The sequence below is a fragment of the Streptomyces sp. NPDC013317 genome, from assembly GCF_055563155.1.
Window position 1 is genome coordinate 78,287 of the sequence record NZ_JBVHDX010000004.1, and the last position, 23,808, is coordinate 102,094.

Here is a 23,808-nt window from a genome sequence, read left to right on the forward strand (position 1 = left end):
CATGAAGATCAAGAAGGGCGACCTGGTCCAGGTCATCACCGGTAAGGACAAGGGCAAGCAGGGCAAGGTCATCACGGCCTTCCCCCGCGAGAACCGCGTCCTCGTCGAGGGTGTCAACCGGGTCAAGAAGCACACCAAGGCCGGCCCCTCGCAGGCCGGTGGCATCGTCACGACCGAGGCGCCGGTCCACGTCTCCAACGTCCAGCTGGTCGTTGAGAAGGACGGCAAGAAGGTCGTCACGCGCGTCGGTTACCGCTTCGACGACGAGGGCAACAAGATCCGCGTTGCCAAGCGGACGGGTGAGGACATCTGATGGCTACCACCACCACTCCGCGTCTCAAGACGAAGTACCGCGAGGAGATCGCGGGCAAGCTGCGTGAGGAGTTCTCGTACGAGAACGTCATGCAGATCCCCGGCCTCGTCAAGGTCGTGGTCAACATGGGTGTGGGCGACGCCGCCCGCGACTCCAAGCTGATCGAGGGCGCCATCCGCGACCTCACCACGATCACCGGTCAGAAGCCGGCCGTCACCAAGGCCCGCAAGTCCATCGCGCAGTTCAAGCTGCGTGAGGGTCAGCCGATCGGTGCGCACGTCACCCTCCGTGGCGACCGCATGTGGGAGTTCCTGGACCGCACCCTGTCGCTCGCGCTTCCGCGCATCCGCGACTTCCGTGGTCTGTCCCCCAAGCAGTTCGACGGGCGTGGCAACTACACCTTCGGTCTCACGGAGCAGGTCATGTTCCACGAGATCGACCAGGACAAGATCGACCGTGTCCGGGGTATGGACATCACCGTGGTGACCACGGCGACCAACGACGCTGAGGGCCGTGCCCTTCTCCGTCACCTCGGCTTCCCGTTCAAGGAGGCGTAAGCGAGATGGCGAAGAAGGCTCTCATCGCGAAGGCTGCCCGCAAGCCCAAGTTCGGCGTGCGTGGCTACACGCGCTGCCAGCGCTGTGGTCGTCCCCACTCCGTGTACCGCAAGTTCGGCCTGTGCCGCGTGTGCCTTCGTGAGATGGCTCACCGTGGCGAGCTGCCGGGCGTGACCAAGAGCTCCTGGTAATCCCCGTAATCACGGGATAACCGGAGTCTCTCGGTAAGCAGAGGGTTGGCGGAGGCCCACCCCTCCATGGCTTAGGCTAGGAGGGTTGGGCGTCCGCCGCCCGTACGACTTACTACGCCGTAGGTCCCCGCGCCGCACCCGTCCCGCCCCTGTGTGGGGAGAGGGATGGCGCATACAGGAAACCCCGGCGAGAGAGGCCGAAGGCCAATTCATGACCATGACTGATCCCATCGCAGACATGCTCACGCGTCTGCGTAACGCGAACTCGGCGTACCACGACTCCGTGTCGATGCCGCACAGCAAGATCAAGTCTCACATCGCGGAAATCCTCCAGCAGGAGGGCTTCATCACGGGCTGGAAGGTCGAGGACGCCGAGGTCGGCAAGAACCTCGTCCTCGAGCTCAAGTTCGGTCCGAACCGTGAGCGCTCCATCGCGGGCATCAAGCGGATCTCGAAGCCGGGCCTCCGGGTTTACGCGAAGTCCACCAACCTGCCGAAGGTTCTCGGTGGCCTGGGCGTGGCGATCATCTCCACGTCCCACGGTCTCCTGACCGGCCAGCAGGCAGGCAAGAAGGGCGTAGGTGGGGAAGTCCTCGCCTACGTCTGGTAGTCGGGAACGGAGGAATAGCTAATGTCGCGTATTGGCAAGCTGCCTATCCAGGTTCCCGCCGGCGTGGACGTCACCATCGAGGGCCGCTCGGTCACGGTCAAGGGTTCCAAGGGCACCCTGACCCACACCGTTGCCGCGCCGATCGAGATCGTTAGGGGCGAGGACGGCGTTCTCAACGTCACCCGTCCGAACGACGAGCGTCAGAACAAGGCCCTCCACGGCCTGTCCCGCACGCTGGTGGCCAACATGATCACCGGTGTGACCCAGGGTTACGTGAAGGCGCTCGAGATCAGCGGTGTCGGTTACCGCGTTGCCGCGAAGGGCTCCAACCTGGAGTTCCAGCTCGGCTACAGCCACCCGATCCTGGTGGAGGCGCCCGAGGGCATCTCCTTCAAGGTCGAGTCGCCGACCAAGTTCTCGGTCGAGGGCATCGACAAGCAGAAGGTCGGCGAGGTCGCGGCGAACATCCGCAAGCTGCGGAAGCCCGACCCGTACAAGGCCAAGGGCGTCAAGTACGCCGGCGAGGTCATCCGCCGCAAGGTCGGAAAGGCTGGTAAGTAAGCCATGGCATACGGTGTGAAGATCGCCAAGGGCGACGCTTACAAGCGTGCGGCCAAGGCCCGCCGTCACATCCGCATCCGCAAGAACGTGTCGGGTACGGCGGAGCGTCCGCGCCTCGTCGTGACGCGTTCGAACCGCGGTATCACCGCTCAGGTCATCGACGACCTCAAGGGCCACACCCTTGCGTCCGCGTCGAACCTGGACGCGTCGATCCGTGGTGGCGAGGGTGACAAGTCGTCGCAGGCCAAGCAGGTCGGCGCTCTCGTCGCCGAGCGCGCCAAGGCCGCCGGCGTCGAGGCTGTCGTGTTCGACCGTGGTGGCAACAGGTACGCCGGGCGCATTGCCGCTCTGGCTGACGCCGCCCGCGAAGCCGGGCTGAAGTTCTAAGCCCCGGTTCCGGGACTAACGGACGTAACAGAGAGAGGTAAATCCAATGGCTGGACCCCAGCGCCGCGGAAGCGGTGCCGGTGGCGGCGAGCGGCGGGACCGGAAGGGCCGCGACGGTGGCGCTGCCGCCGAGAAGACCGCGTACGTTGAGCGCGTTGTCGCGATCAACCGCGTCGCCAAGGTTGTCAAGGGTGGTCGTCGTTTCTCCTTCACCGCGCTGGTCGTGGTGGGTGACGGTGACGGCACCGTAGGTGTCGGTTACGGCAAGGCCAAGGAAGTTCCCGCGGCCATCGCCAAGGGTGTCGAGGAAGCCAAGAAGAACTTCTTCAAGGTTCCGCGCATCCAGGGCACCATTCCTCACCCGATCCAGGGCGAGAAGGCCGCGGGCGTCGTCCTGCTCAAGCCGGCTTCCCCCGGTACCGGTGTTATCGCCGGTGGCCCGGTGCGTGCCGTGCTCGAGTGCGCCGGCGTTCACGACATCCTGTCGAAGTCGCTCGGCTCCGACAACGCGATCAACATCGTGCACGCGACCGTGGAGGCCCTGAAGGGTCTGCAGCGCCCCGAGGAGATCGCGGCTCGCCGTGGTCTGCCCCTCGAGGACGTCGCCCCCGCGGCTCTGCTTCGTGCGCGTGCGGGAGCGGGTGCGTAATGGCTCGCCTCAAGATCACGCAGACGAAGTCGTACATCGGCAGCAAGCAGAACCACCGCGACACCCTGCGTTCGCTCGGGCTCAAGCGCCTGAACGACGTGGTCGTCAAGGAGGACCGCCCCGAGTTCCGCGGAATGGTGCACACCGTCCGCCACCTCGTGACGGTCGAGGAGGTCGACTGACATGGCGGAGAACAACCCGCTGAAGGTCCACAACCTCCGTCCCGCCCCGGGCGCCAAGACCGCCAAGACCCGTGTGGGTCGTGGTGAGGCGTCGAAGGGTAAGACGGCCGGTCGTGGTACGAAGGGCACCAAGGCCCGTTACCAGGTTCCGGAGCGCTTCGAGGGTGGGCAGATGCCCCTCCACATGCGTCTCCCGAAGCTCAAGGGCTTCAAGAACCCGTTCCGCACCGAGTACCAGGTTGTCAACCTGGACAAGCTGGCCGCGCTCTACCCGCAGGGTGGCGAGGTCACGGTGGCCGATCTGGTCGCCAAGGGTGCGGTTCGTAAGAACCAGCTCGTCAAGGTGCTCGGCGCCGGCGAGGTCTCCGTGGCGCTGCAGGTGACGGTCGACGCCGTCTCCGGCTCCGCCAAGGAGAAGATCGCCGCCGCCGGCGGCACCGTCACCGAGCTCGTCTGAGACGACTCGATGGCTTGAACATCCAACCGGGGATGCCTCCCAAAAGGGGCATCCCCGGTTGGTCGTTCCTAGGGGGGCATGGTCGCCGGTAAGGTGGCGTGCACTGTCTAGGCTCCGTGCGGTATGCCCACACGGATTTCACGACCGTTACCTATTCGTCGAACCTCAAGACCGTCACCTCATGCGCATGGCGCGGGGGTCGCAGGAGGCACCGTGCTCACCGCGTTCGCCCGGGCGTTCAAGACGCCCGACCTGCGCAAGAAGCTGCTCTTCACGCTCGGCATCATCGTGCTGTACCGGCTCGGGGCGCACATCCCCGTCCCCGGTGTCAGCTACCAGGCCGTACAGCAGTGTGTGGACCAGGCGAGCCAGGGCAACAACTCCCTGTTCGGCCTGGTGAACATGTTCAGCGGCGGGGCGCTGCTGCAGATCACCATCTTCGCGCTCGGCATCATGCCGTACATCACGGCGAGCATCATCCTGCAGCTGCTGACCGTCGTGATCCCGCGCCTCGAGGCCCTCAAGAAGGAGGGTCAGTCGGGCACGGCCAAGATCACGCAGTACACGCGTTATCTGACGATCGCGCTCGCCATCCTCCAGGGCACCGGTCTCGTGGCCACGGCCCGCACCGGCGCGCTCTTCAGCGGCTGCACGGTGGCCAACCAGGTCGTCCCCGACCAGTCGATCTTCGTCACCGCCACCATGGTCATCACGATGACCGCCGGTACCGCCGTCGTCATGTGGCTCGGTGAGCTCATCACCGACCGCGGCATCGGTAACGGCATGTCGATCCTGATGTTCATCTCGATCGCCGCCGGCTTCCCGGGCGCCCTGTGGGCCATCAAGGAGAGCGGCAAGCTCGCCAAGGGCTGGATCGAGTTCGGCACCGTCATCCTGATCGGTTTCGTGATGGTGGCCCTGGTCGTCTTCGTCGAGCAGGCCCAGCGCCGCATCCCGGTGCAGTACGCGAAGCGGATGATCGGCCGCAGGTCCTACGGCGGAACGTCCACTTATATCCCTCTCAAGGTGAACCAGGCAGGTGTGATTCCTGTCATCTTCGCCTCGTCGCTGCTCTACATCCCGGCCTTGATCGCGCAGTTCTCGAACTCCACCGCAGGGTGGAAGACCTGGATCGAAGCCCACTTCGTCAAGGGTGACCACCCCTACTACATCGCTACGTACTTCCTCCTGATCGTGTTCTTCGCCTTCTTCTACGTGGCGATCTCGTTCAACCCCGAGGAAGTCGCGGACAACATGAAGAAGTATGGTGGCTTCATCCCGGGTATCCGGGCTGGTCGACCTACTGCCGAGTATCTGAGCTACGTGCTCAACCGGATCACTTGGCCGGGCTCGCTGTATCTGGGTCTGATCGCTCTTGTGCCGACGATGGCGTTGGCAGGCTTCGGCGGTGCCAATGCCAACTTCCCCTTCGGTGGGACGAGCATCCTCATCATCGTGGGTGTGGGGCTGGAGACCGTGAAGCAGATCGAGAGCCAGCTCCAGCAGCGCAATTACGAAGGGTTCCTCCGCTGATGCGAATCGTCCTCGTCGGACCGCCCGGGGCCGGCAAGGGTACGCAGGCTGCGTTCCTTGCCAAGAACCTGGACATTCCGCACATCTCCACGGGCGACCTGTTCCGGGCCAACATCTCGCAGGGCACGGAGCTGGGTCTCAAGGCCAAGGCGTTCATGGACGCCGGCGACCTGGTGCCCGACGAGGTGACCATCGGGATGGCCAAGGACCGGATGGAGCAGCCGGACGCCGTCAACGGCTTCCTGCTGGACGGGTTCCCCCGCAACGTGGCTCAGGCCGAGGCTCTGGACGTGGTCCTGAAGGCCGAGGACATGCAGCTCGACGCGGTGCTGGACCTGGAGGTCCCCGAGGACGAGGTCGTGAAGCGGATCGCGGGCCGCCGCATCTGCCGCAACGACAGCGCGCACGTCTTCCACGTGGAGTACAACGCGCCGAAGGCCGAGGGCGTCTGCGACGAGTGTGGCGGCGAGCTGTACCAGCGCGCGGACGACTCCGAGGAGACGGTCCGCAAGCGCCTGGAGGTCTACCACACGCAGACCGAGCCGATCATCGACTACTACCGGGCGCAGAACCTGGTCGTGACGATCTCGGCGCTCGGCAAGGTGAACGAGGTCACCGCGAAGGCGATGGCCGCGCTCAAGAAGTGACCCTGGTTCGTTCGACACGGCCGCGGTGCCCCTCGGGGGCGCCGCGGCCGTATCGTTGTTCTGTCCCGTGTACTCGTAGGAAAGGCCCCCGTCACGATGGTGCAGATCAAGACCCCCGAGCAGATCGCGAAGATGCGCGAGGCGGGGCTGGTCGTCGCCGCCATCCACGCGGCCACGCGTGAGGCGGCCGTGCCGGGCGCCACGACGAAGGACCTGGACGAGGTCGCGCGGAAGGTGATCGCGGACCACGGCGCGAAGTCGAACTTCCTCGGGTACGGCGGCTTCCCCGCGACGATCTGCACGTCGGTGAACGAGGTCGTGGTCCACGGCATCCCGGACGAGAAGACCGTCCTCAAGGACGGCGACATCATCTCGATCGACGCCGGCGCGATCGTCGACGGCTGGCACGGCGACGCGGCGTACACGGCGTTCGTGGGCTCGGGCCACGCTCCGGAGCTGATCGAGCTCTCGCGGGTGACGGAGGAGTCGATGTGGGCCGGCATCGCCGCGATGAAGAACGGCAACCGGCTGGTGGACGTGTCGCGGGCGATCGAGACGTACATCCGCCGCCAGCCGAAGCCGGGCGGCGGCAAGTACGGCATCGTCGAGGACTACGGCGGCCACGGCATCGGCACCGAGATGCACATGGACCCGCACCTGCTGAACTACGTCTCCCGCAAGCGCGGGAAGGGCCCGAAGCTGGTGCCCGGGTTCTGCCTGGCGATCGAGCCGATGGTCTCGCTCGGCACGCCGCACACGGAGGTCCTGAAGGACGACTGGACGGTCGTCTCCACGGACGGCACCTGGTCCTCCCACTGGGAGCACTCGGTGGCCCTCACCGAGGAAGGCCCCCTGGTCCTCACCTCCCCGGACGGCGGCAGGGCGAAGCTGGCGGAGCTGGGCGTGGTGGCGGCGCCTGACCCGCTGGCGTAGCGCCCGGGGTCCGGGACCGGTGGACGGAGTCCGCCGCAGCGGCCCGAAGCATGTGAGGCGCCCCCGGGCGCCGAGTCCGCGAGGGCTGCGTCGGGGATCGGGTCGGCGGCAGGGCGAAGCCGGCGGAGCTGGGCGTGGTGGCGGCGCCTGACCCGCTGGCGTAGCGCTCGGGGTCCGGGACCGGCTTCGCCCGGACACCGGGGGCGTGGGCGCGGCGTGGTCGGTTGCGTAAGGATCTTCTCCTGTGGGCAGACTTCCCGGATTCGTCTTTTCCAGGGCCCTGACGTAGACTGATGCGTCGGCTCTCGTGTACCCGTGTGTCCGCACACGGATCGAGAGTCGATCAAGGTAGCCGATTCGAAAGGCGAAGCGTGGCCAAGAAGCAAGGTGCCATCGAAATCGAGGGCACCGTGATCGAGTCCCTCCCGAACGCCATGTTCAAGGTGGAGCTCCAGAACGGTCACAAGGTCCTCGCGCACATCTCCGGCAAGATGCGGATGCACTACATCCGAATCCTTCCGGACGACCGGGTCGTCGTGGAGCTCTCTCCGTACGACCTGACGCGTGGCCGGATCGTCTACCGGTACAAGTAGATCTTGCCCGCACCCCGGCTCCGCCGCGGGTGGTGGCACTGACCCGGAGAACCTCACATCCCATGAAGGTCAAGCCGAGCGTCAAGAAGATCTGCGACAAGTGCAAGGTGATCCGCCGTCACGGCCGGGTCATGGTCATCTGCGACAACCTGCGCCACAAGCAGCGCCAGGGCTGACGCACGCCGACCGACCTGCACCCCGCAGTTCTTCGCGCGACGCAAGCAATACGTACATACGCAGAGCCCGCCCAGCCCGCAAGGGTCGGCGGCACCTCCGGCGGGGGCCGGGGACCCGATTCGTACCTCATACGGCGGTCGGGAGCGGCTTTGCGGAAGACCCCCGAACACACAGGAGCCATTGAATGGCACGCGTTTCCGGTGTTGACATCCCGCGCGAAAAGCGTGTGGAGATCGCACTCACCTACGTCTTCGGTATCGGGCGTACCCGGTCCAAGGAGATCCTCGCCTCCACCGGCGTGAACCCGAACACCCGCGTTCGTGACCTGGCCGAAGAGGACCTGGTCAAGATCCGCGAGTACGTGGACGCCAACCTCCAGACCGAGGGTGACCTCCGCCGCGAGATCCAGGGCGACATCCGTCGCAAGATCGAGATCCAGTGCTACCAGGGCATCCGCCACCGTCGTGGCCTGCCCGTGCACGGTCAGCGCACCAGCACGAACGCCCGTACCCGTAAGGGCCCGCGTCGCGCCATCGCCGGTAAGAAGAAGCCGGGCAAGAAGTAGTCCTCAGCGGACGCTTGACCAAGCGGTCTTCGCTGTAGGACCGACCACCTCCCGTAGGAGTTATAGATGCCCCCCAAGGGTCGTCAGGGCGCTGCCAAGAAGGTGCGCCGCAAGGAAAAGAAGAACGTCGCTCACGGCCACGCGCACATCAAGAGCACGTTCAACAACACGATCGTCTCGATCACGGACCCCTCGGGCAACGTGATCTCCTGGGCCTCCGCCGGCCACGTCGGCTTCAAGGGCTCGCGCAAGTCCACCCCGTTCGCCGCGCAGATGGCCGCCGAGTCGGCCGCTCGCCGCGCGCAGGAGCACGGCATGCGCAAGGTCGACGTCTTCGTCAAGGGTCCCGGCTCCGGCCGTGAGACCGCGATCCGCTCCCTCCAGGCCACGGGCCTCGAGGTCGGTTCGATCCAGGACGTCACCCCCACGCCGCACAACGGCTGCCGTCCGCCGAAGCGTCGTCGCGTCTGACGCTCCGCGTCCGATGTACGACCGGCGACGGTTGGTTTGAGGGTTGGGCGGTACGCCTCTTCGGAGGCGTGCCGCCCGTACCCTTGCAGTACGAGCAGTACCCGTCGGGCGTCAAATAGTGGGCGTCCACGAATGAAGGAACACACACCATGCTGATCGCTCAGCGTCCCTCGCTGACCGAAGAGGTCGTCGACGAGTTCCGCTCGCGGTTCGTCATCGAGCCCCTGGAGCCGGGCTTCGGCTACACGCTCGGCAACAGCCTCCGCCGTACGCTCCTCTCCTCGATCCCGGGTGCGGCCGTCACGTCCATCCGCATCGACGGTGTCCTGCACGAGTTCACCACCGTGCCGGGCGTCAAGGAGGACGTCACCGACCTCATCCTGAACATCAAGCAGCTGGTCGTCTCCTCGGAGCACGACGAGCCGGTCGTGATGTACCTGCGCAAGCAGGGTCCCGGCCTGGTCACCGCTGCTGACATCGCCCCGCCGGCCGGTGTCGAGGTGCACAACCCCGACCTGGTGCTCGCCACGCTCAACGGCAAGGGCAAGCTGGAGATGGAGCTGACCGTCGAGCGCGGTCGCGGCTACGTCTCCGCCGTACAGAACAAGCAGGTGGGCCAGGAGATCGGCCGTATCCCGGTCGACTCCATCTACTCGCCGGTGCTCAAGGTCACGTACAAGGTCGAGGCGACCCGTGTCGAGCAGCGCACCGACTTCGACAAGCTGATCGTCGACGTCGAGACCAAGCAGGCCATGCGGCCGCGTGACGCCATGGCGTCCGCTGGTAAGACGCTGGTCGAGCTGTTCGGTCTGGCGCGCGAGCTCAACATCGACGCCGAGGGCATCGACATGGGCCCGTCCCCGACGGACGCCGCCCTCGCCGCCGACCTGGCGCTGCCGATCGAGGAGCTCGAGCTCACCGTTCGTTCGTACAACTGCCTCAAGCGTGAGGGCATCCACTCCGTGGGTGAGCTCGTGGCGCGCTCCGAGGCCGACCTGCTCGACATCCGCAACTTCGGTGCGAAGTCGATCGACGAGGTCAAGGCGAAGCTGGCCGGCATGGGCCTGGCCCTCAAGGACAGCCCGCCCGGATTCGACCCGACCGCCGCCGCCGACGCCTTCGGCGCCGACGACGACGCGGACGCGGGCTTCGTCGAGACCGAGCAGTACTGAGAGCTCGGGGCCGACAGGTCTCGTTCTTGCTGCGGGTCCGCTTCGGCTGATCCGCAGTTCCCCGCGTCCCTCCGGGGCGCGGGGTCTCCGACAGGCGACCGCCTGCTCGGACACTGACACCGGTACCTCACACGGCCGGTGCAGATCACAAGGAGAAACACCATGCCGCGTCCCGCCAAGGGTGCCCGCCTCGGTGGCAGCGCCGCTCACGAGCGTCTGCTGCTCGCCAACCTGGCGAAGTCCCTCTTCGAGCACGGCCGCATCACCACGACCGAGGCCAAGGCCCGCCGCCTGCGTCCGGTCGCCGAGCGCCTGATCACCAAGGCGAAGAAGGGCGACATCCACAACCGTCGCCTGGTGCTGCAGACGATCACGGACAAGGGCGTCGTCCACACGCTCTTCACCGAGATCGCCCCGCGCTACTCCGAGCGCCCGGGTGGCTACACCCGTATCACCAAGATCGGCAACCGTCGTGGCGACAACGCCCCGATGGCTGTGATCGAGCTGGTCGAGGGCGAGATCGCCAAGAAGGCGACCGTCGCCGAGGCCGAGGCCGCCGCCAAGCGCGCCGTCAAGGAGGCCGACGAGGCCGCCAAGGTCGAGGACACCAAGGTCGAGGACGCCGCTGAGGCCCCGGCTGAGGAGTCGAAGGACGCGTAAGCGTTCCGACGATCCTGTGTGCGGGCCCGTACCCCTAGGGGTACGGGCCCGCTCCCGTGATGTTGAGAGGATTGATCGCGTGAGCGACGACGTGCAGGACGGCTTCGTACGGGTACGGCTCGACCTGTCGTACGACGGCAGGGACTTCTCCGGCTGGGCCAAGCAGGCGCAGGGACAGCGGACCGTCCAGGGCGACATCGAGGACGCCCTGAAGACCGTCACCCGCTCCAAGGAGACGTACGAGCTGACCGTCGCCGGCCGCACCGACGCCGGTGTGCACGCGCGCGGCCAGGTCGCCCACGTCGATCTTCCCGTCGAGCTGTGGGCGGAGCACCGGGACAAGCTGCTCAGGCGGCTCGCCGGGCGGCTCTCCCACGACGTACGGGTCTGGCGGCTCACCGAGGCGCCCGCCGGGTTCAACGCTCGCTTCTCCGCCATCTGGCGCCGCTACGCCTACCGCGTCACGGACGACCCCGGCGGTGTCGACCCGCTGCTGCGCGGCCATGTCCTGTGGCACGACTGGACCCTCGACATGGACGCCATGAACGCCGCCGCCGAGCGGCTCGTCGGCGAGCACGACTTCGCCGCGTACTGCAAGAGGCGCGAGGGCGCGACGACCATCCGTACGCTCCAGGAGCTGCGGTGGGAGAGGCGGCCCGGAGGCGTCCTCGAAGCGACCGTGAAGGCGGACGCCTTCTGCCACAACATGGTGCGCTCCCTCGTCGGCGCGCTGCTCTTCGTCGGCGACGGACACCGCCCGGTGGAGTGGCCCGCGAAGGTCCTGGCGGCGGGTGTACGGGATTCGGCCGTGCACGTGGTCAGGCCGCACGGCCTCACCCTCGAAGAGGTCGGCTACCCGGCCGACGAACTGCTGGCCGCCCGCAACCGCGAGGCCAGGAACAAGCGGACCCTGCCGGGCGCCGGCTGCTGCTGATCCGGCCGTACGTCCTCACCGCTTCACCGAAGGCGGGCGCCCAGGCGGCGCCCGCCCCTCGCCGTCACTCCTGGGGCGCGCCCGCCGCCGCGGAGGCCTGGGACCTGCCGCGGGCGTAGATCTGGTTGAAGGCGAAGGTGCCCAGGTCGTCGCTGGCCTGGAAGACGCCCTTGTCGGACGTGGTGACCTTCTTGCCGTCGGTGAAGCCGGCCTGGGTGAAGTACGCGTACCGGCCGATCGAGTTGGCCCGGCGCAGACAGACCGTGGCCCGGCAGAAGTCCTTGACGCCCGCCCCGGCCAGTGGCGCGATGCCGCCGCTCGCCTGGTTCTTCGCCTTCAGGGCGGCCGCCTCGGTGGGGAACACGGCGACGCCGACGGTGATGGCCACCCCGTCCTTCACGTACGTGGCGCGGATCACCCGGTCGCAGCCGTTCTTCTTCAGGACCGCGCCCAGACCGCCCTGCGTGACGCTCGCGCAGTCGGTCGTCGACGAGGTCGCGCCCTTCTTGTAGGCGCGGCCGCTCATCGTCAGCTTCTTGCCCGGGAAGAGGCCCTCGGCGCTCAGTGGCGCCTTGTCCTTCTTCTCGTCCGAGATGTAGTCCTTGGGGTTCGGCGGGGGCGGCGGTGCGACGGAGGAGAACGTCGGGTCGGGCGTGGGAGAGCCGCTGGGGGCGGCCGAGCCGGTCGGGTTCACCGTGCCGTTCTTGGCCGTGTCGTCGCCCTTGCCGCTGTTCACGACCGCCGTGGCGACGACCGCGCCGACCAGGAGGGCCGCGAGCACGCCACCGCCGACCACGAGCAGGCGCTTACGGCGTCGGCCGGCCGCGGAGGCGTCGGCGAGGGCGCCCCAGTCGGGCGTCCCGCCGTCCGAGGCGCCCGGGAAGGGACTCGGCTGTCCCCCGGGGCCCTGCGGCCCGTACTGGTTCCCGTACTGCTGTCCGTACTGCTGCTGTCCCGGCTGCTGCGGCTGCTGCCCGTACGGCTGCTGCGGCTCCTGCGGCCACTGGGGTCCCCCAAAGCTCATGCCGCGCATCCTAAACCGGTTGGGCGCAGGCGGTGCGAGCGGCGACAATGCCCCTCATGGGACATGTCGAGGCCGCGCATCTGGAGTACTACCTTCCCGACGGGAGGGTCCTGCTCGCGGACGCCTCCTTCAGGGTCGGGGAGGGCGCGGTCGTCGCCCTGGTCGGGGCCAACGGAGCGGGGAAGACCACGCTGCTCCGCATGATCGCCGGGGAGCTCCAGCCGCACGGCGGCTCGGTCACCGTGAGTGGCGGGCTCGGTGTGATGCCGCAGTTCGTGGGCTCGGTCCGGGACGAGCGTACGGTCCGTGACCTGCTGGTCTCCGTCGCCCAGCCGCGGATCCGCGAGGCGGCGAAGGCGGTCGACGCGGCGGAGCACCTGATCATGACGGTCGACGACGAGGCCGCGCAGATGAAGTACGCGCAGGCCCTCAGCGACTGGGCGGAGGTCCAGGGGTACGAGGCCGAGACCGTCTGGGACATGTGCACCATGGCGGCGCTGGGCGTCCCGTACGAGAAGGCGCAGTTCCGCGAGGTCCGCACGCTCAGCGGCGGCGAGCAGAAGCGGCTGGTCCTGGAGTCGCTGCTGCGCGGCACCGACGAGGTGCTGCTGCTCGACGAGCCGGACAACTACCTGGACGTCCCCGGAAAGCGGTGGCTGGAGGAGCGGCTGCGGGAGACCCGCAAGACCGTGCTCTTCATCTCCCACGACCGGGAGCTGCTCGCCCGGGCCGCGCAGAAGATCATCGCGGTCGAGCCCGGCCCGGCCGGGTCGGACGTCTGGGTGCACGGTGGCGGCTTCGAGACCTTCCACGACGCCCGGCGGGACCGCTTCGCGCGCTTCGAGGAGCTGAAGCGGCGCTGGGAGGAGAAGCACGCCCAGCTGAAGAAGCTGGTGGTCAACCTGAGGCAGGCGGCGTCGGTCAGCCACGACATGGCCTCGCGGTACGCGGCGGCGCAGACCCGGCTGAGGAAGTTCGAGGAGGCCGGCCCGCCGCCGGAGCCGCCGCGCGAACAGGACATCCGGATGCGGCTGCGCGGCGGCCGGACCGGCGTGCGGGCCGTGACCTGCGAGAACCTCGAGCTGACCGGTCTGATGAAGCCGTTCTCGCTGGAGATCTTCTACGGGGAGCGGGTCGCCGTCCTCGGCTCGAACGGGTCCGGCAAGTCGCACTTCCTGCGTCTGCTGGCCGGGGACACGTCCGTGGCACACACGGGTCTGTGGAAGACGGGCGCGCGGGTGGTTCCCGGCCACTTCGCCCAGACCCACGCGCACCCGGAGCTCCTGGGCCGCTCGCTCGTGGACATCCTCTGGTCGGAGCACGCGAAGGACCGGGGCGCGGCGATGTCGGTCCTGCGGCGGTACGAGCTGGAGGGGCAGGGCGACCAGCCGTTCGAGAAGCTCTCGGGCGGCCAGCAGGCCCGCTTCCAGATCCTGCTCCTGGAGCTGTCCGGCACGACGGCGCTGCTCCTGGACGAGCCGACGGACAACCTGGACCTGGAGTCCGCGGAGGCGCTCCAGGACGGTCTGGAGTCGTACGACGGGACGGTGCTGGCCGTCACGCACGACCGCTGGTTCGCGAAGACCTTCGACCGGTATCTGGTCTTCGGCTCGGACGGGGTCGTCCGGGAGACGCCGGAGCCGGTGTGGGACGAGCGGCGGGTGGAGCGGGCGCGGTAGGGTCCGCGCGTTTTGACCCCTCCGGGGTGGCGCGGGTACTGTTGCGGTTTGTTATGCGTATTGGCTTCGTCGTTCTCGTACGAAGGGCCCATACGCAGGTTCCCTGGAGCAGTTACCAGTGGCTCGCATACGGGCGGTGTCCCGGCAGTGCAGGCCCCAGCTGCATGATCGCTTCAGGTGTGTCTGGACTCCATCCACTGAAGAAGCGAAGGCTACGAAGTGCGTACGTACAGCCCCAAGCCCGGCGATGTGACTCGCCAGTGGCACATCATCGACGCGCAGGACGTTGTCCTGGGCCGTCTGGCGACCACGGCTGCGAACCTCCTGCGAGGCAAGCACAAGCCCGTGTACGCGCCCCACATGGACATGGGCGACTTCGTCATCATCATCAATGCTGACAAGGTCCACCTGTCCGGCAACAAGAAGACCCAGAAGCTGGCGTACCGCCACTCCGGCTTCCCGGGTGGTCTGCGCTCCGTCCGTTACGACGAGCTGCTGGACAAGAACCCCGAGAAGGCCGTCGAGAAGGCCATCAAGGGCATGATCCCCAAGAACACCCTGGGCCGTCAGATGCTCTCGAAGCTGAAGGTCTACGCGGGCGAGAACCACCCGCACGCTGCCCAGCAGCCGGTCCCGTTCGAGATCACCCAGGTCGCGCAGTAGTTCCGGCCACACCCCTAAGAACGAAAGAAATCTGAGGAGAATCGTGGCCGAGACCACTGTTGAGAACCCCATCGAGGGCGAGGAGACCTACGCCGAGGTCACCACCTTCGAGTCCGAGGTCCCCGTCGAGGGTGAGTACACCTCGGAGTCCCTGGCGTCGCGCTTCGGTGACCCGCAGCCGGCCGCCGGCCTGGGTCGTCGCAAGAACGCCATCGCCCGCGTCCGGATCGTCCCGGGCACCGGCAAGTGGAAGATCAACGGGCGTACGCTCGAGGACTACTTCCCGAACAAGGTCCACCAGCAGGAAGTCAACGAGCCCTTCAAGGTGCTCGAGCTCGACAACCGCTACGACGTCATCGCCCGCATCTCGGGTGGCGGCGTCTCCGGCCAGGCCGGCGCCCTGCGCCTCGGTGTGGCCCGTGCGCTGAACGAGGCGGATGTCGAGAACAACCGCCCGGCGCTGAAGAAGGCCGGCTTCCTCTCCCGTGACGACCGTGCGGTCGAGCGCAAGAAGGCCGGTCTCAAGAAGGCCCGTAAGGCCCCGCAGTACAGCAAGCGTTAATCGCCTGCTCGGTCTGCTTTGCACGTACGCCCCGGCGGCACTGCCCGTGCTGCCGGGGCGTACGTCTTTTCCTCCCCCTGGGCCCTTTCGGGCAGCTTTGACGCGAAAACGGGCATCACGCGTTCAGGGGATCGCACTTTTCGGAGCAGTTTCGGAGGACAGCTGTGGGACGACTCTTCGGCACGGACGGTGTGCGCGGTGTGGCGAACGCGGATCTGACGGCGGAGCTCGCGCTCGGCCTGTCGGTCGCGGCGGCGCACGTGCTCGCCGAGGCGGGGACCTTCGAGGGCCATCGGCCGACCGCGGTGGTCGGGCGTGACCCCCGTGCGTCGGGAGAGTTCCTGGAGGCGGCGGTCGTGGCGGGCCTCGCGAGCGCGGGCGTCGACGTCCTGCGCGTCGGCGTCCTGCCCACCCCCGCCGTGGCGTACCTCACGGGAGCGCTCGGCGCCGACCTCGGCGTGATGCTCTCCGCCAGCCACAACGCGATGCCCGACAACGGCATCAAGTTCTTCGCCCGCGGCGGCCACAAGCTCGCCGACGAGCTGGAGGACCGGATCGAGTCCGTCTACGAGGAGCACCGCACCGGCGCCCCGTGGGAGCGGCCGACCGGCGCGGGCGTCGGCCGGGTCAGCGACTACGACGAGGGCTTCGACAAGTACATCGCCCACCTCATCGCCGTACTGCCGAACCGCCTCGACGGGCTCAAGGTCGTCCTCGACGAGGCGCACGGCGCGGCCGCGCGCGTGTCGCCCGAGGCGTTCGCCCGGGCCGGCGCCGAGGTCGTCACCATCGGCGCGGAGCCCGACGGTCTCAACATCAACGACGGCTGCGGCTCCACCCACCTCAGCCTGCTCAAGGAAGCCGTCGTCGAGCACGGCGCGCACTTCGGCATCGCCCACGACGGTGACGCGGACCGCTGCCTGGCCGTCGACGCGGCGGGCAACGAGATCGACGGCGACCAGATCCTCGCCGTGCTCGCGCTCGCCATGCGCGAGGCCGGGACGCTGCGCGGCGACACCGTCGTCGCGACCGTGATGTCCAACCTCGGCTTCAAGCTGGCCATGGAGCGCGAAGGCCTCCAGCTGGTGCAGACGGCGGTCGGCGACCGTTACGTCCTGGAGTCGATGAAGGAGCACGGCTACGCGCTGGGCGGCGAGCAGTCCGGGCACGTCATCGTGCTCGACCACGCCACCACCGGCGACGGCACTCTCACCGGTCTGATGCTGGCGGCGCGGGTCGCGGCCACCGGCAAGTCCCTCGCGGAGCTGGCCGGCGTCATGGAGCGGCTGCCGCAGGTCCTCATCAACGTGCCCGACGTGGACAAGTCCCGGGTGAAGACCTCCGGTGAACTGGCCGCCGCGGTCGGCGACGCCGAGCGGGAGCTGGGCTCCACCGGTCGCGTGCTGCTCCGGCCCTCGGGCACCGAGCCGCTCGTACGCGTGATGGTCGAGGCCGCCGACATCGAGCAGGCGCGGTCCGTGGCCGGCCGGCTGGCCGACGCCGTGAAGTCGGCGCTCGGCTAGGCCGTCTGACGGTCACTTGCCTCGTGGCGCACCCGGCGGCCGGGTCATCCGGCCCCGCTGGGTGCGCCACACCAGTTTCCAGCCGATGAGCGTGAGCACCCCGGCGACGATGATGCCGGTGAGGTTCAGCAGCAACTGCTCGGCGGAGCCCCACATCTGGCCCACTTCGCCGTAGCTGAGGGCGACGGCGGCGTTCGCGGCGGCCGGGACGGTCGTCACCGAGATCGCCACGCCGACCAGCACCCCCGCCTTCGACGAGGTCAGCGAGACCACTCCGGCCACGCCCGCCAGCAGCGCCACGACGAACGAGAACGGGTCGGGCTGGAAGATGAAGCCGGTGTTCGGCCGCGCCGCGTCGAGCATGCCCTCGTTGAACTGGCCGAAGCCGTCCATCACCAGGCTGAACAACGTCGTCGCGACGATCGCTGCGGCGAAGCCGACCACCAGGGCGACCGACGAGCGCCAGACGGCCCTCGGCCTGCGCCGCACCAGGCCGGTACTGATCCCGGCGAGCGGGCCGAACTCCGGACCGACCGCCATGGCTCCCACGATCAGGATCGCGTTGTCCAGGACGACACCGCAGGCAGCGATCATCGTCGCCACGATCATCAGGGCCGCGTAGGTGATGGTGAGGGTGGACTCCTCCTGCGAGGTGTCCGTCAGCTGCTCCCAGATCACCGCGTCCGCCGCTTCGCCCGGCGCCTCCTCCTCGGCTTTCTCGGCGCGGTCGGAGAGCGACAGGTCGATGTTGCCGACGGCGATCGACCCCACCTTGTCGATGTCCAACTCCCGCAAGCCGTGCAGGAGTTCATCGCCGGCCTCGCGGGCCACGTCGCAGAGCACGATGTCGCCGGAGGGATCGCGGGCGACGTCCTTGAGCACCGCGACATGGGTGGTGCCCACCGTCGTGTCGATCAGGTCGAGAACCGCGTCCGTACGGGCGGACGGGGTCATGATCCGCAGATGCAGCATGGTCAGAGCTTACGGAGGCTCAGTCGCTGCACCTTGTGGTCGGGTCCCTTGCGTACGACGAGAGTGGCCCGGCCGCGCGTCGGCGCCACGTTCTCCAGCAGGTTCACCTTGTTGATGGTCCGCCACATCGTGCGGGCGTACTCCAGCGCCTCCTCCTCGGAGACCTGGGTGTAGCGCTGGAAGTACGAGAACGGGTTCTGGAACGCCGTCTCGCGGAGCTTGCGGAAGCGGTTGAGGTACCAGCGCTCGATGTCCTCGGGGCGGGCGTCCACGTAGACCGAGAAGTCGAAGTAGTCGGCGAGACCGACCCGCGTCCGGCCGTCCTTGCCGGGCAGCGCGGGCTGGAGGACGTTGAGCCCCTCGACGATCAGGATGTCGGGGCGGCGCACCACGAGCCGCTCGCCCGGCACGATGTCGTAGATGAGGTGGGAGTAGACGGGGGCGGTGACCTCCTCCTTCCCCGCCTTGATGTCGGCCACGAACCGGGTCAGGGCACGGCGGTCGTACGACTCGGGGAAACCCTTGCGGGACAGCAGCCCGCGCTCCTTCAGCTCCTCCATCGGATAGAGGAAGCCGTCGGTGGTCACCAGCTCCACGCGGGGGTGCTCGGGCCAGCGGGCGAGCAGCGCCTGAAGGAGCCGGGCGACGGTGGACTTGCCGACGGCGACGGAGCCGGCGACCCCTATGACGAAGGGGGTGCCGCGCTGCTCGGCGCGCTCGCCGAGGAACGTGTTGAGCGCGCCGCGCAGCCCGCTGGTGGCCTGGACGTACAGATTGAGCAGCCGGGAGAGCGGCAGATAGATGTCCCGGACCTCGTCGAGGTCGATGACGTCGCCGAGCCCCCGCAGCCGCTCGACCTCGTCGGCGGAGAGCGGCAGCGGTGTCTTGTCGCGCAGCGCGCTCCACTCGTCCCTGGTCAGGTCGACGTAGGGCGTGGCCTCGGGCCGGCGCTGGCCGTTGCCCTTGGAGCCGGTGCTTCGTGGCGGCGAAGTGATCACGGGTCCCATTGTCGTGGGTGCGGGGCGGATGTGGGTGGTGGGCTCGGTCACGCCGGGGTGTGGCGGGCGGGGCGGGGCGAGGCACCGCCCGGACGTCGGAATCCTTGCCTGCGGAACGGCACGGTGTCTCGGTGGGTGGCGGGGCGAGTGGTCAGCGGGCCGACGCGGTGCGGCTACTCCGCCATGGTGAGTGCGAGGTCGACGAATGTGAGGAACAGGCCTCCTGGCAGGATGATGCCGCCGGCGAGTCGGAAGAACCAGGCACCGAACCTGGACGGCTGGGTGAGGCGCAGATCCAGGGTGCGTGCCGCAGTCACGGTCCTCGCCGCGTTGCGGCGGTCGGCAGCCTTCTCGACAGGACCTCGCTCGACTTCCGTGCCGGTAAGTCCCGGCCGGGGCGAGGTATTCGGCTCTCAGCATCATCCGGCGGATCGGCGCCCGCTGGAACGCCCTCGCCCCCGGCGCCTTCTGTCTTCGGGACGGCAAGGTGCCCGACGTCGTGCTGGTCCTCGGTGCAGGTGCCCTGCGGGAGTTCGTGGATGTCGTGAAGTTGCGATCTTGTACCGGTTGGTAATTCGGTGTCGAAGACGATCAGCTCACCCATAGGGTTCGCACAGAATCGCCTTTTTCGATCAGAGAGTTGAACATGAGAACCTCCGTCCTCCGCCGTACCGCCGTCGCCGTCACCGCCGTCTCGCTCGCGATGGGTGTCGCCGCCTGCGGTGGGGCCAAGGATGAGAAGGGCGGAAAGGGCGCCGACGCCGCCAAGCCGTCCGCCACCTCCGCCGCGCCCGCGGCCAAGGCGCTGTCCGCCGCCGAGCTGGAGAAGCTCGTCGTCGAGCAGGCCGACCTCAAGGGCCACAAGGTCGAGAAGGCCAAGGCCGGGGACGTCGTCAAGTCGAGTGACGTCGCCACCGACAAGGCCGCCTGCAAGCCGATCGCCGACGCTATGTCGTTCATCGCGCCCGGCACCCCCGCCGCCACCGTGCAGCGCAAGGCCGTCGAGATCCCGCAGAAGAACGCGACGCAGGACCCGACCGAGGCCGCTCTCGGGGCGCTCGGTGCCCCGGTGACCGCCGTGACCCTCGGGTCGTACGACGGCGCCGGCGCGCAGGACGCCCTCGCCCTGCTGAAGACGGCCGGCACCGAGTGCGCGGGCGGCTTCACGGTCAAGGGCGGCGGCGAGGAGACCAAGGTCTCCAAGGTCGCGCCGGACACCGTCACCGTCGGCGAGGAGTCCGTCGCCTTCACCGTCACCTCCGACATGGAGGGCGAGCCTTTCGTCAGCAAGCTCGTCGTCTTCCGCAAGGGCAACAACCTGGCGGCCTTCTCCACGATCAGCCTCGCCGGCGAGGTCAAGGAGCAGCCGAAGGTCATCATCGACGCGCAGGCCACCAAGCTGGGCTGAGCCCGTTCTGGACTGGTGGAGCAGCTGCCCGGCGGCTCCACCGGTCCGCTCGGCCGAGTTCAGGCGCCCCCCCCGCGCGATGGTGATCTTCGGCGATGCCGTCAGGGCGGGAGTGCCGCGGTCACCGATGAGAGTTGGGCGATGAGAGCCTTCTACCTGCGCCGTTCCGCCGTCGCCGCCGTGTCTCTGATGCTGTTCGTCGCAGCCTGTGACGGCGCCGATGGGGAAAGCCGCACGAAGGACGATGACGCTTCCAAGGCGTGGCCCGCTGCAGCGCCCGCGCCCGAGGCGCCGGCCGTCGCCGAGCTGGAGAGGCTGATCGTCGAGCAGGCCGACCTCAAGGCGTACGAGGTGGAGGACGCAGGGCCTGCCGATTTCGCCTCCGCCCGCCTCTTCTCCACCGCTCCGGACATTTGCAAGCCGATTGCCGACACCATCTCCTTCATACCGCCCGGCAACCCCACCGCGTCCGCGCGACGCAGAGCGGTCGCCCTATCGAAGGACAATCCCACGGCCACTCCCGAAGAGGCCGTTCTCGAGCTCCGTGCTCCGATGACCACCGTGATGCTCGGCTCGTACGAAGGCAACCGTGCGCAGGATCTGCTCGCCTCGCTGAAGAAGGGCGGTGCGGAGTGCGCAGGGGGCTTCACCACGAGCGGCGGTGGTGTGACGACCGGGACCTACAGGGTCGCCGTCGAGCCCGTGACGGCCGGTGAAGAGGCTCTTGCCCTCACCGTCTCCTATGACGGGGAGAGCGAGGAGTACGTGCTTGCCTTCTTCCGCGAGGGCAACGTGCTCGCCGCCTTCTGTACCTTCGGTGACTCCGGTGAGGCCATCGAGCTGTCCAGGACCGTCATCGACGCGCAGGCGGCCAAGCTCGGCTGACTCCGGGCCTCCGGGCGGGTTCGGTCGTAGGCTGCCGACATGTGCGGAATCGTGGGTTACGTCGGCGGGCAGTCGGCGCTTGATGTGGTGATCGCGGGCCTCAAGCGGCTCGAGTACCGGGGCTACGACTCGGCCGGTGTCGCGGTGCTCTCCGACGGGGGACTGGCCGCGGCGAAGAAGGCGGGCAAGCTCGTCAACCTGGACAAGGAGCTGGTGGACCGGCCGCTGCCGAGCGGTTCCACCGGCATCGGACACACCCGCTGGGCCACCCACGGCGGGCCGACCGATGCCAACGCGCACCCGCATCTGGACAACGCGGGGCGCGTGGCCGTCGTCCACAACGGGATCATCGAGAACTTCGCCGCCCTGCGCGCGGAGCTGGAGGAGCGCGGCCACGCACTCGCGTCCGAGACGGACACCGAGGTCGTGGCCCACCTCCTCGCCGAGGAGTTCTCCTCCTGCGGCGACCTGGCGGAGGCGATGCGGCTCGTGTGCCGGCGGCTCGACGGGGCGTTCACCCTGGTGGCCGTGCACGCGGACGAGCCCGACGTGGTGGTGGGCGCGCGCCGCAACTCGCCCCTCGTGGTGGGCGTCGGCGAGGGGGAGTACTTCCTCGCCTCCGACGTCGCTGCCTTCATCGCGCACACCCGCGCCGCGATCGAGCTCGGCCAGGACCAGGTCGTGAAGCTGTCCCGCGAGGGCGTCGAGGTCACCGACTTCGCCGGCACCGCGGCCGACGTCCGGTCGTACCACGTGGACTGGGACGCCTCGGCCGCCGAGAAGGGCGGCTACGACTACTTCATGCTCAAGGAGATCGCCGAGCAGCCGAAGGCCGTCGCCGACACCCTGCTCGGCCGGATCGACGGAGACGGCCGGCTCCGGCTCGACGAGGTGCGCATCCCCGACGTGGTCCTGCGCGAGGCCGACAAGGTCGTGATCATCGCGTGCGGCACCGCCTTCCACGCCGGCATGATCGCGAAGTACGCCATCGAGCACTGGACCAGGATCCCCTGCGAGGTGGAGCTCGCGAGCGAGTTCCGCTACCGCGATCCGATCCTCGGCCAGCGGACGCTCGTCATCGCCATCTCGCAGTCGGGCGAGACGATGGACACGCTCATGGCGCTGCGCCACGCGCGTGAGCAGGGGGCCAAGGTGCTCGCCGTCTGCAACACCAACGGTTCGACCATCCCGCGCGAGTCCGACGCCGTCCTCTACACGCACGCCGGTCCCGAAGTCGCCGTCGCGTCCACCAAGGCCTTTCTGACCCAGCTGGTGGCCTGCTATCTGCTCGCGCTGTACCTCGGGCAGGTGCGCGGGACGAAGTGGGGCGACGAGATCCACGCCGTCGTGCGTGAGCTCGCCCGGATCGCCGACGAGGTGGAGCGCGTCCTGGAGACGATGGAGCCGGTACGGGCCCTGGCCCGCTCCCTCGCGCACAAGGACACCGTCCTCTTCCTCGGCCGGCACGTGGGCTACCCGGTCGCCCTGGAGGGCGCGCTGAAGCTGAAGGAGCTGGCGTACATGCACGCCGAGGGCTTCGCCGCCGGTGAGCTGAAGCACGGCCCGATCGCGCTCATCGAGGAGGACCTGCCGGTGGTGGTGGTCGTGCCGTCGCCCCGCGGGCGCTCCGTCCTGCACGACAAGATCGTCTCCAACATCCAGGAGATCCGGGCACGTGGGGCACGGACGATCGTGATCGCGGAGGAGGGCGACGAGACCGTCGTACCGTACGCCGATCATCTGATCAGCATCCCCGCAACGCCTACGCTGCTACAGCCGCTGGTCTCCACCGTGCCCCTGCAGGTCTTCGCCTGCGAGCTGGCTACGGCACGGGGCAACGAGGTGGACCAGCCGCGGAACCTGGCGAAATCTGTGACCGTGGAGTGAGTGAATGATCATCGGGGTGGGGATCGACGTGGCGGAGATCGACCGCTTCGCCGTGTCGATCGAACGGACGCCGGGGCTGTTGCAGCGCCTCTTCGTCGACGGTGAGCTGCTGCTCCCGAGCGGCGAGCGCCGGGGCCCCGCGTCCCTGGCCGTCCGCTTCGCCGCCAAGGAGGCGTTGGCCAAGGCCCTGGGCGCGCCTGCGGGGCTGCACTGGACGGACGCGGAGGTCTATCTGGAGCCCAGCGGCCAGCCCCGGCTGCGCGTCCGCGGCACGGTGGCGGCCCGGGCGGCGGAACTGGGCGTCCGTCACTGGCACGTCTCGCTGAGCCATGACGCGGGGGTGGCGTCGGCGGTGGTGATCGCCGAGGGGTAGAGCGGGCGAGCGGGCGGTTCGTGTACGGGCCCGGGGGCGCCCGGCCGATGGCAGGGCCCGCGGTGTCCTGGGGCCGGGCCCCGCGGTGTCCTGGGGCCGGGCCCCGCGGTGTCCTGGGGCCGGGCCCCGCGGTGTCCTGGGGCCGGGCCGTCTCCGGAGCGGGACGCCTGAAGCACCGGCACGGCCGGCGCCGACGGGCGGCGCGACAGGCAGCGGTACGGCGACGGGCGACGGCACGGACG

The 23,808-nt window shown here is 68.5% G+C and carries 31 protein-coding genes; 27 read left to right on the forward strand and 4 right to left on the reverse strand.

Annotated features, from left to right (window positions below; genetic code table 11):
* Position 1 precedes the first annotated feature (1 nt).
* From rplX to truA, 19 genes are all read left to right on the forward strand, one after another.
* Positions 2 to 313, forward strand: a complete 312-nt coding sequence (gene rplX, locus ACZ3IJ_RS12990) for a 50S ribosomal protein L24 (protein WP_015035583.1) — start codon at positions 2 to 4, stop codon at positions 311 to 313.
* Entirely contained in the window at positions 313 to 870 is a 558-nt protein-coding gene (rplE, locus tag ACZ3IJ_RS12995; protein ID WP_260229393.1) for a 50S ribosomal protein L5, read from the forward strand. Before rplX ends, rplE begins: the two co-directional genes overlap by 1 nt.
* Before the next feature lie 5 nt (positions 871 to 875).
* Entirely contained in the window at positions 876 to 1,061 is a 186-nt protein-coding gene (locus ACZ3IJ_RS13000; protein ID WP_003948630.1) for a type Z 30S ribosomal protein S14, read from the forward strand.
* A gap of 211 nt (positions 1,062 to 1,272) precedes the next feature.
* Entirely contained in the window at positions 1,273 to 1,671 is a 399-nt protein-coding gene (gene rpsH, locus ACZ3IJ_RS13005; RefSeq protein WP_158989430.1) for a 30S ribosomal protein S8, read from the forward strand.
* A 21-nt stretch (positions 1,672 to 1,692) separates the two neighbouring features.
* A complete protein-coding gene (rplF, locus tag ACZ3IJ_RS13010) occupies positions 1,693 to 2,232 on the forward strand; it encodes a 50S ribosomal protein L6 (protein ID WP_467467727.1) in 540 nt (179 codons plus the stop codon).
* A gap of 3 nt (positions 2,233 to 2,235) precedes the next feature.
* Positions 2,236 to 2,619, forward strand: a complete 384-nt coding sequence (gene rplR / locus ACZ3IJ_RS13015) for a 50S ribosomal protein L18 (protein WP_352188391.1) — start codon at positions 2,236 to 2,238, stop codon at positions 2,617 to 2,619.
* 46 nt (positions 2,620 to 2,665) lie between these two features.
* Positions 2,666 to 3,268, forward strand: coding sequence for a 30S ribosomal protein S5 (gene rpsE / locus ACZ3IJ_RS13020; RefSeq protein WP_015035588.1), 603 nt, complete (start codon positions 2,666 to 2,668; stop codon positions 3,266 to 3,268).
* Positions 3,268 to 3,450 (forward strand): 50S ribosomal protein L30, encoded by a 183-nt coding sequence (rpmD, locus tag ACZ3IJ_RS13025; RefSeq protein ID WP_005313525.1) that lies wholly within the window; start codon positions 3,268 to 3,270, stop codon positions 3,448 to 3,450. Before rpsE ends, rpmD begins: the two co-directional genes overlap by 1 nt.
* A gap of 1 nt (position 3,451) precedes the next feature.
* On the forward strand, positions 3,452 to 3,907 hold the full coding sequence (gene rplO / locus ACZ3IJ_RS13030; protein WP_361445400.1) for a 50S ribosomal protein L15: 456 nt from the start codon (positions 3,452 to 3,454) through the stop codon (positions 3,905 to 3,907).
* 213 nt (positions 3,908 to 4,120) lie between these two features.
* The gene (secY, locus tag ACZ3IJ_RS13035) at positions 4,121 to 5,440 is read left to right on the forward strand and encodes a preprotein translocase subunit SecY (protein WP_352188393.1); all 1,320 of its coding nucleotides are present in this window, start codon (positions 4,121 to 4,123) and stop codon (positions 5,438 to 5,440) included.
* A complete protein-coding gene (locus tag ACZ3IJ_RS13040; protein WP_467467728.1) occupies positions 5,440 to 6,087 on the forward strand; it encodes an adenylate kinase in 648 nt (215 codons plus the stop codon). The genes secY and ACZ3IJ_RS13040 overlap by 1 nt, the downstream gene beginning before the upstream one ends.
* A 96-nt stretch (positions 6,088 to 6,183) precedes the next feature.
* Entirely contained in the window at positions 6,184 to 7,020 is an 837-nt protein-coding gene (gene map / locus ACZ3IJ_RS13045) for a type I methionyl aminopeptidase (protein WP_467467729.1), read from the forward strand.
* A gap of 371 nt (positions 7,021 to 7,391) precedes the next feature.
* Complete coding sequence (gene infA, locus ACZ3IJ_RS13050; protein WP_003956442.1) at positions 7,392 to 7,613, forward strand: translation initiation factor IF-1; 222 nt, start codon at positions 7,392 to 7,394, stop codon at positions 7,611 to 7,613.
* Positions 7,614 to 7,675: 62 nt separating this feature from the next.
* Positions 7,676 to 7,789 carry a 50S ribosomal protein L36 gene (rpmJ, locus tag ACZ3IJ_RS13055; RefSeq protein WP_003956441.1) on the forward strand — a complete coding sequence of 38 codons (114 nt, stop codon included), beginning with the start codon at positions 7,676 to 7,678 and terminating at the stop codon, positions 7,787 to 7,789.
* A 185-nt stretch (positions 7,790 to 7,974) separates the two neighbouring features.
* Entirely contained in the window at positions 7,975 to 8,355 is a 381-nt protein-coding gene (rpsM, locus tag ACZ3IJ_RS13060) for a 30S ribosomal protein S13 (RefSeq protein ID WP_005313488.1), read from the forward strand.
* Between the two features lie 66 nt (positions 8,356 to 8,421).
* Positions 8,422 to 8,826: a 30S ribosomal protein S11 gene (rpsK, locus tag ACZ3IJ_RS13065; RefSeq protein ID WP_003956432.1), complete on the forward strand. Its 405-nt coding sequence runs from the start codon at positions 8,422 to 8,424 to the stop codon at positions 8,824 to 8,826.
* Between the two features lie 149 nt (positions 8,827 to 8,975).
* Positions 8,976 to 9,998, forward strand: a complete 1,023-nt coding sequence (locus ACZ3IJ_RS13070; protein WP_003966937.1) for a DNA-directed RNA polymerase subunit alpha — start codon at positions 8,976 to 8,978, stop codon at positions 9,996 to 9,998.
* A gap of 162 nt (positions 9,999 to 10,160) precedes the next feature.
* On the forward strand, positions 10,161 to 10,658 hold the full coding sequence (gene rplQ, locus ACZ3IJ_RS13075; RefSeq protein ID WP_361965454.1) for a 50S ribosomal protein L17: 498 nt from the start codon (positions 10,161 to 10,163) through the stop codon (positions 10,656 to 10,658).
* A 79-nt stretch (positions 10,659 to 10,737) separates the two neighbouring features.
* Entirely contained in the window at positions 10,738 to 11,592 is an 855-nt protein-coding gene (gene truA, locus ACZ3IJ_RS13080; RefSeq protein WP_467467730.1) for a tRNA pseudouridine(38-40) synthase TruA, read from the forward strand.
* Positions 11,593 to 11,656: 64 nt separating this feature from the next.
* Here the strand turns inward: truA and ACZ3IJ_RS13085 are convergent, their stop codons facing one another.
* Positions 11,657 to 12,616, reverse strand: coding sequence for a hypothetical protein (locus tag ACZ3IJ_RS13085; RefSeq protein WP_467467731.1), 960 nt, complete (start codon positions 12,614 to 12,616; stop codon positions 11,657 to 11,659).
* 56 nt (positions 12,617 to 12,672) lie between these two features.
* On the opposite strand from ACZ3IJ_RS13085, the gene ACZ3IJ_RS13090 reads away from it, so the two are divergent.
* The 4 genes from ACZ3IJ_RS13090 (at position 12,673) to glmM (ending at position 17,043) form a co-directional block, all read left to right on the forward strand.
* Positions 12,673 to 14,295: an ABC-F family ATP-binding cassette domain-containing protein gene (locus tag ACZ3IJ_RS13090; protein WP_467467732.1), complete on the forward strand. Its 1,623-nt coding sequence runs from the start codon at positions 12,673 to 12,675 to the stop codon at positions 14,293 to 14,295.
* Between the two features lie 219 nt (positions 14,296 to 14,514).
* Positions 14,515 to 14,958, forward strand: coding sequence for a 50S ribosomal protein L13 (gene rplM, locus ACZ3IJ_RS13095; RefSeq protein ID WP_015035600.1), 444 nt, complete (start codon positions 14,515 to 14,517; stop codon positions 14,956 to 14,958).
* Between the two features lie 43 nt (positions 14,959 to 15,001).
* Entirely contained in the window at positions 15,002 to 15,520 is a 519-nt protein-coding gene (rpsI, locus tag ACZ3IJ_RS13100) for a 30S ribosomal protein S9 (protein ID WP_361859316.1), read from the forward strand.
* A gap of 164 nt (positions 15,521 to 15,684) precedes the next feature.
* Complete coding sequence (gene glmM, locus ACZ3IJ_RS13105) at positions 15,685 to 17,043, forward strand: phosphoglucosamine mutase (protein ID WP_467467733.1); 1,359 nt, start codon at positions 15,685 to 15,687, stop codon at positions 17,041 to 17,043.
* Positions 17,044 to 17,055: 12 nt separating this feature from the next.
* Here glmM and ACZ3IJ_RS13110 read toward each other — a convergent pair whose 3' ends face one another.
* The 3 genes from ACZ3IJ_RS13110 to ACZ3IJ_RS13120 form a co-directional block, all read right to left on the reverse strand.
* The gene (locus ACZ3IJ_RS13110) at positions 17,056 to 18,015 is read right to left on the reverse strand and encodes a DUF389 domain-containing protein (RefSeq protein ID WP_467467734.1); all 960 of its coding nucleotides are present in this window, start codon (positions 18,013 to 18,015) and stop codon (positions 17,056 to 17,058) included.
* A 2-nt stretch (positions 18,016 to 18,017) separates the two neighbouring features.
* Positions 18,018 to 19,013 (reverse strand): type I pantothenate kinase, encoded by a 996-nt coding sequence (gene coaA, locus ACZ3IJ_RS13115; protein WP_467467735.1) that lies wholly within the window; start codon positions 19,011 to 19,013, stop codon positions 18,018 to 18,020.
* 173 nt (positions 19,014 to 19,186) lie between these two features.
* On the reverse strand, positions 19,187 to 19,330 hold the full coding sequence (locus ACZ3IJ_RS13120) for a hypothetical protein (RefSeq protein ID WP_467467736.1): 144 nt from the start codon (positions 19,328 to 19,330) through the stop codon (positions 19,187 to 19,189).
* 329 nt (positions 19,331 to 19,659) lie between these two features.
* Here ACZ3IJ_RS13120 and ACZ3IJ_RS13125 point away from each other — a divergent pair, with 329 nt between their 5' ends.
* From ACZ3IJ_RS13125 to ACZ3IJ_RS13140, 4 genes are read left to right on the forward strand one after another with little or no spacing between them, the layout of a single operon-like run.
* Positions 19,660 to 20,421 carry a hypothetical protein gene (locus ACZ3IJ_RS13125; protein WP_467467737.1) on the forward strand — a complete coding sequence of 254 codons (762 nt, stop codon included), beginning with the start codon at positions 19,660 to 19,662 and terminating at the stop codon, positions 20,419 to 20,421.
* A 15-nt stretch (positions 20,422 to 20,436) separates the two neighbouring features.
* A complete protein-coding gene (locus ACZ3IJ_RS13130) occupies positions 20,437 to 21,306 on the forward strand; it encodes a hypothetical protein (protein WP_467467738.1) in 870 nt (289 codons plus the stop codon).
* Positions 21,307 to 21,345: 39 nt separating this feature from the next.
* Positions 21,346 to 23,193 carry a glutamine--fructose-6-phosphate transaminase (isomerizing) gene (gene glmS, locus ACZ3IJ_RS13135; protein ID WP_467467739.1) on the forward strand — a complete coding sequence of 616 codons (1,848 nt, stop codon included), beginning with the start codon at positions 21,346 to 21,348 and terminating at the stop codon, positions 23,191 to 23,193.
* A gap of 4 nt (positions 23,194 to 23,197) precedes the next feature.
* Positions 23,198 to 23,566: a holo-ACP synthase gene (locus ACZ3IJ_RS13140; protein ID WP_391798955.1), complete on the forward strand. Its 369-nt coding sequence runs from the start codon at positions 23,198 to 23,200 to the stop codon at positions 23,564 to 23,566.
* The last annotated feature ends 242 nt before the right edge of the window (positions 23,567 to 23,808 follow it).

Coding starts and splice junctions, on each gene's coding strand:
- rplQ (WP_361965454.1), top strand. CDS start 10,161: ATGCCGCGTCCCGCCAAGGGTGCCCGCCTCGGTGGCAGCGCCGCTCAC.
- rplR (WP_352188391.1), top strand. CDS start 2,236: ATGGCATACGGTGTGAAGATCGCCAAGGGCGACGCTTACAAGCGTGCG.
- rplO (WP_361445400.1), top strand. CDS start 3,452: ATGGCGGAGAACAACCCGCTGAAGGTCCACAACCTCCGTCCCGCCCCG.
- ACZ3IJ_RS13110 (WP_467467734.1), bottom strand. CDS start 18,015: ATGCTGCATCTGCGGATCATGACCCCGTCCGCCCGTACGGACGCGGTT.
- rpsM (WP_005313488.1), top strand. CDS start 7,975: ATGGCACGCGTTTCCGGTGTTGACATCCCGCGCGAAAAGCGTGTGGAG.
- ACZ3IJ_RS13125 (WP_467467737.1), top strand. CDS start 19,660: ATGAGAACCTCCGTCCTCCGCCGTACCGCCGTCGCCGTCACCGCCGTC.
- rpsH (WP_158989430.1), top strand. CDS start 1,273: ATGACCATGACTGATCCCATCGCAGACATGCTCACGCGTCTGCGTAAC.
- glmS (WP_467467739.1), top strand. CDS start 21,346: ATGTGCGGAATCGTGGGTTACGTCGGCGGGCAGTCGGCGCTTGATGTG.
- rpsE (WP_015035588.1), top strand. CDS start 2,666: ATGGCTGGACCCCAGCGCCGCGGAAGCGGTGCCGGTGGCGGCGAGCGG.
- map (WP_467467729.1), top strand. CDS start 6,184: ATGGTGCAGATCAAGACCCCCGAGCAGATCGCGAAGATGCGCGAGGCG.
- rplX (WP_015035583.1), top strand. CDS start 2: ATGAAGATCAAGAAGGGCGACCTGGTCCAGGTCATCACCGGTAAGGAC.
- ACZ3IJ_RS13085 (WP_467467731.1), bottom strand. CDS start 12,616: ATGAGCTTTGGGGGACCCCAGTGGCCGCAGGAGCCGCAGCAGCCGTAC.
- ACZ3IJ_RS13140 (WP_391798955.1), top strand. CDS start 23,198: ATGATCATCGGGGTGGGGATCGACGTGGCGGAGATCGACCGCTTCGCC.
- rpsK (WP_003956432.1), top strand. CDS start 8,422: ATGCCCCCCAAGGGTCGTCAGGGCGCTGCCAAGAAGGTGCGCCGCAAG.
- rplF (WP_467467727.1), top strand. CDS start 1,693: ATGTCGCGTATTGGCAAGCTGCCTATCCAGGTTCCCGCCGGCGTGGAC.
- ACZ3IJ_RS13040 (WP_467467728.1), top strand. CDS start 5,440: ATGCGAATCGTCCTCGTCGGACCGCCCGGGGCCGGCAAGGGTACGCAG.
- ACZ3IJ_RS13000 (WP_003948630.1), top strand. CDS start 876: ATGGCGAAGAAGGCTCTCATCGCGAAGGCTGCCCGCAAGCCCAAGTTC.
- ACZ3IJ_RS13090 (WP_467467732.1), top strand. CDS start 12,673: ATGGGACATGTCGAGGCCGCGCATCTGGAGTACTACCTTCCCGACGGG.
- rplE (WP_260229393.1), top strand. CDS start 313: ATGGCTACCACCACCACTCCGCGTCTCAAGACGAAGTACCGCGAGGAG.
- rpmJ (WP_003956441.1), top strand. CDS start 7,676: ATGAAGGTCAAGCCGAGCGTCAAGAAGATCTGCGACAAGTGCAAGGTG.
- rpmD (WP_005313525.1), top strand. CDS start 3,268: ATGGCTCGCCTCAAGATCACGCAGACGAAGTCGTACATCGGCAGCAAG.
- ACZ3IJ_RS13070 (WP_003966937.1), top strand. CDS start 8,976: ATGCTGATCGCTCAGCGTCCCTCGCTGACCGAAGAGGTCGTCGACGAG.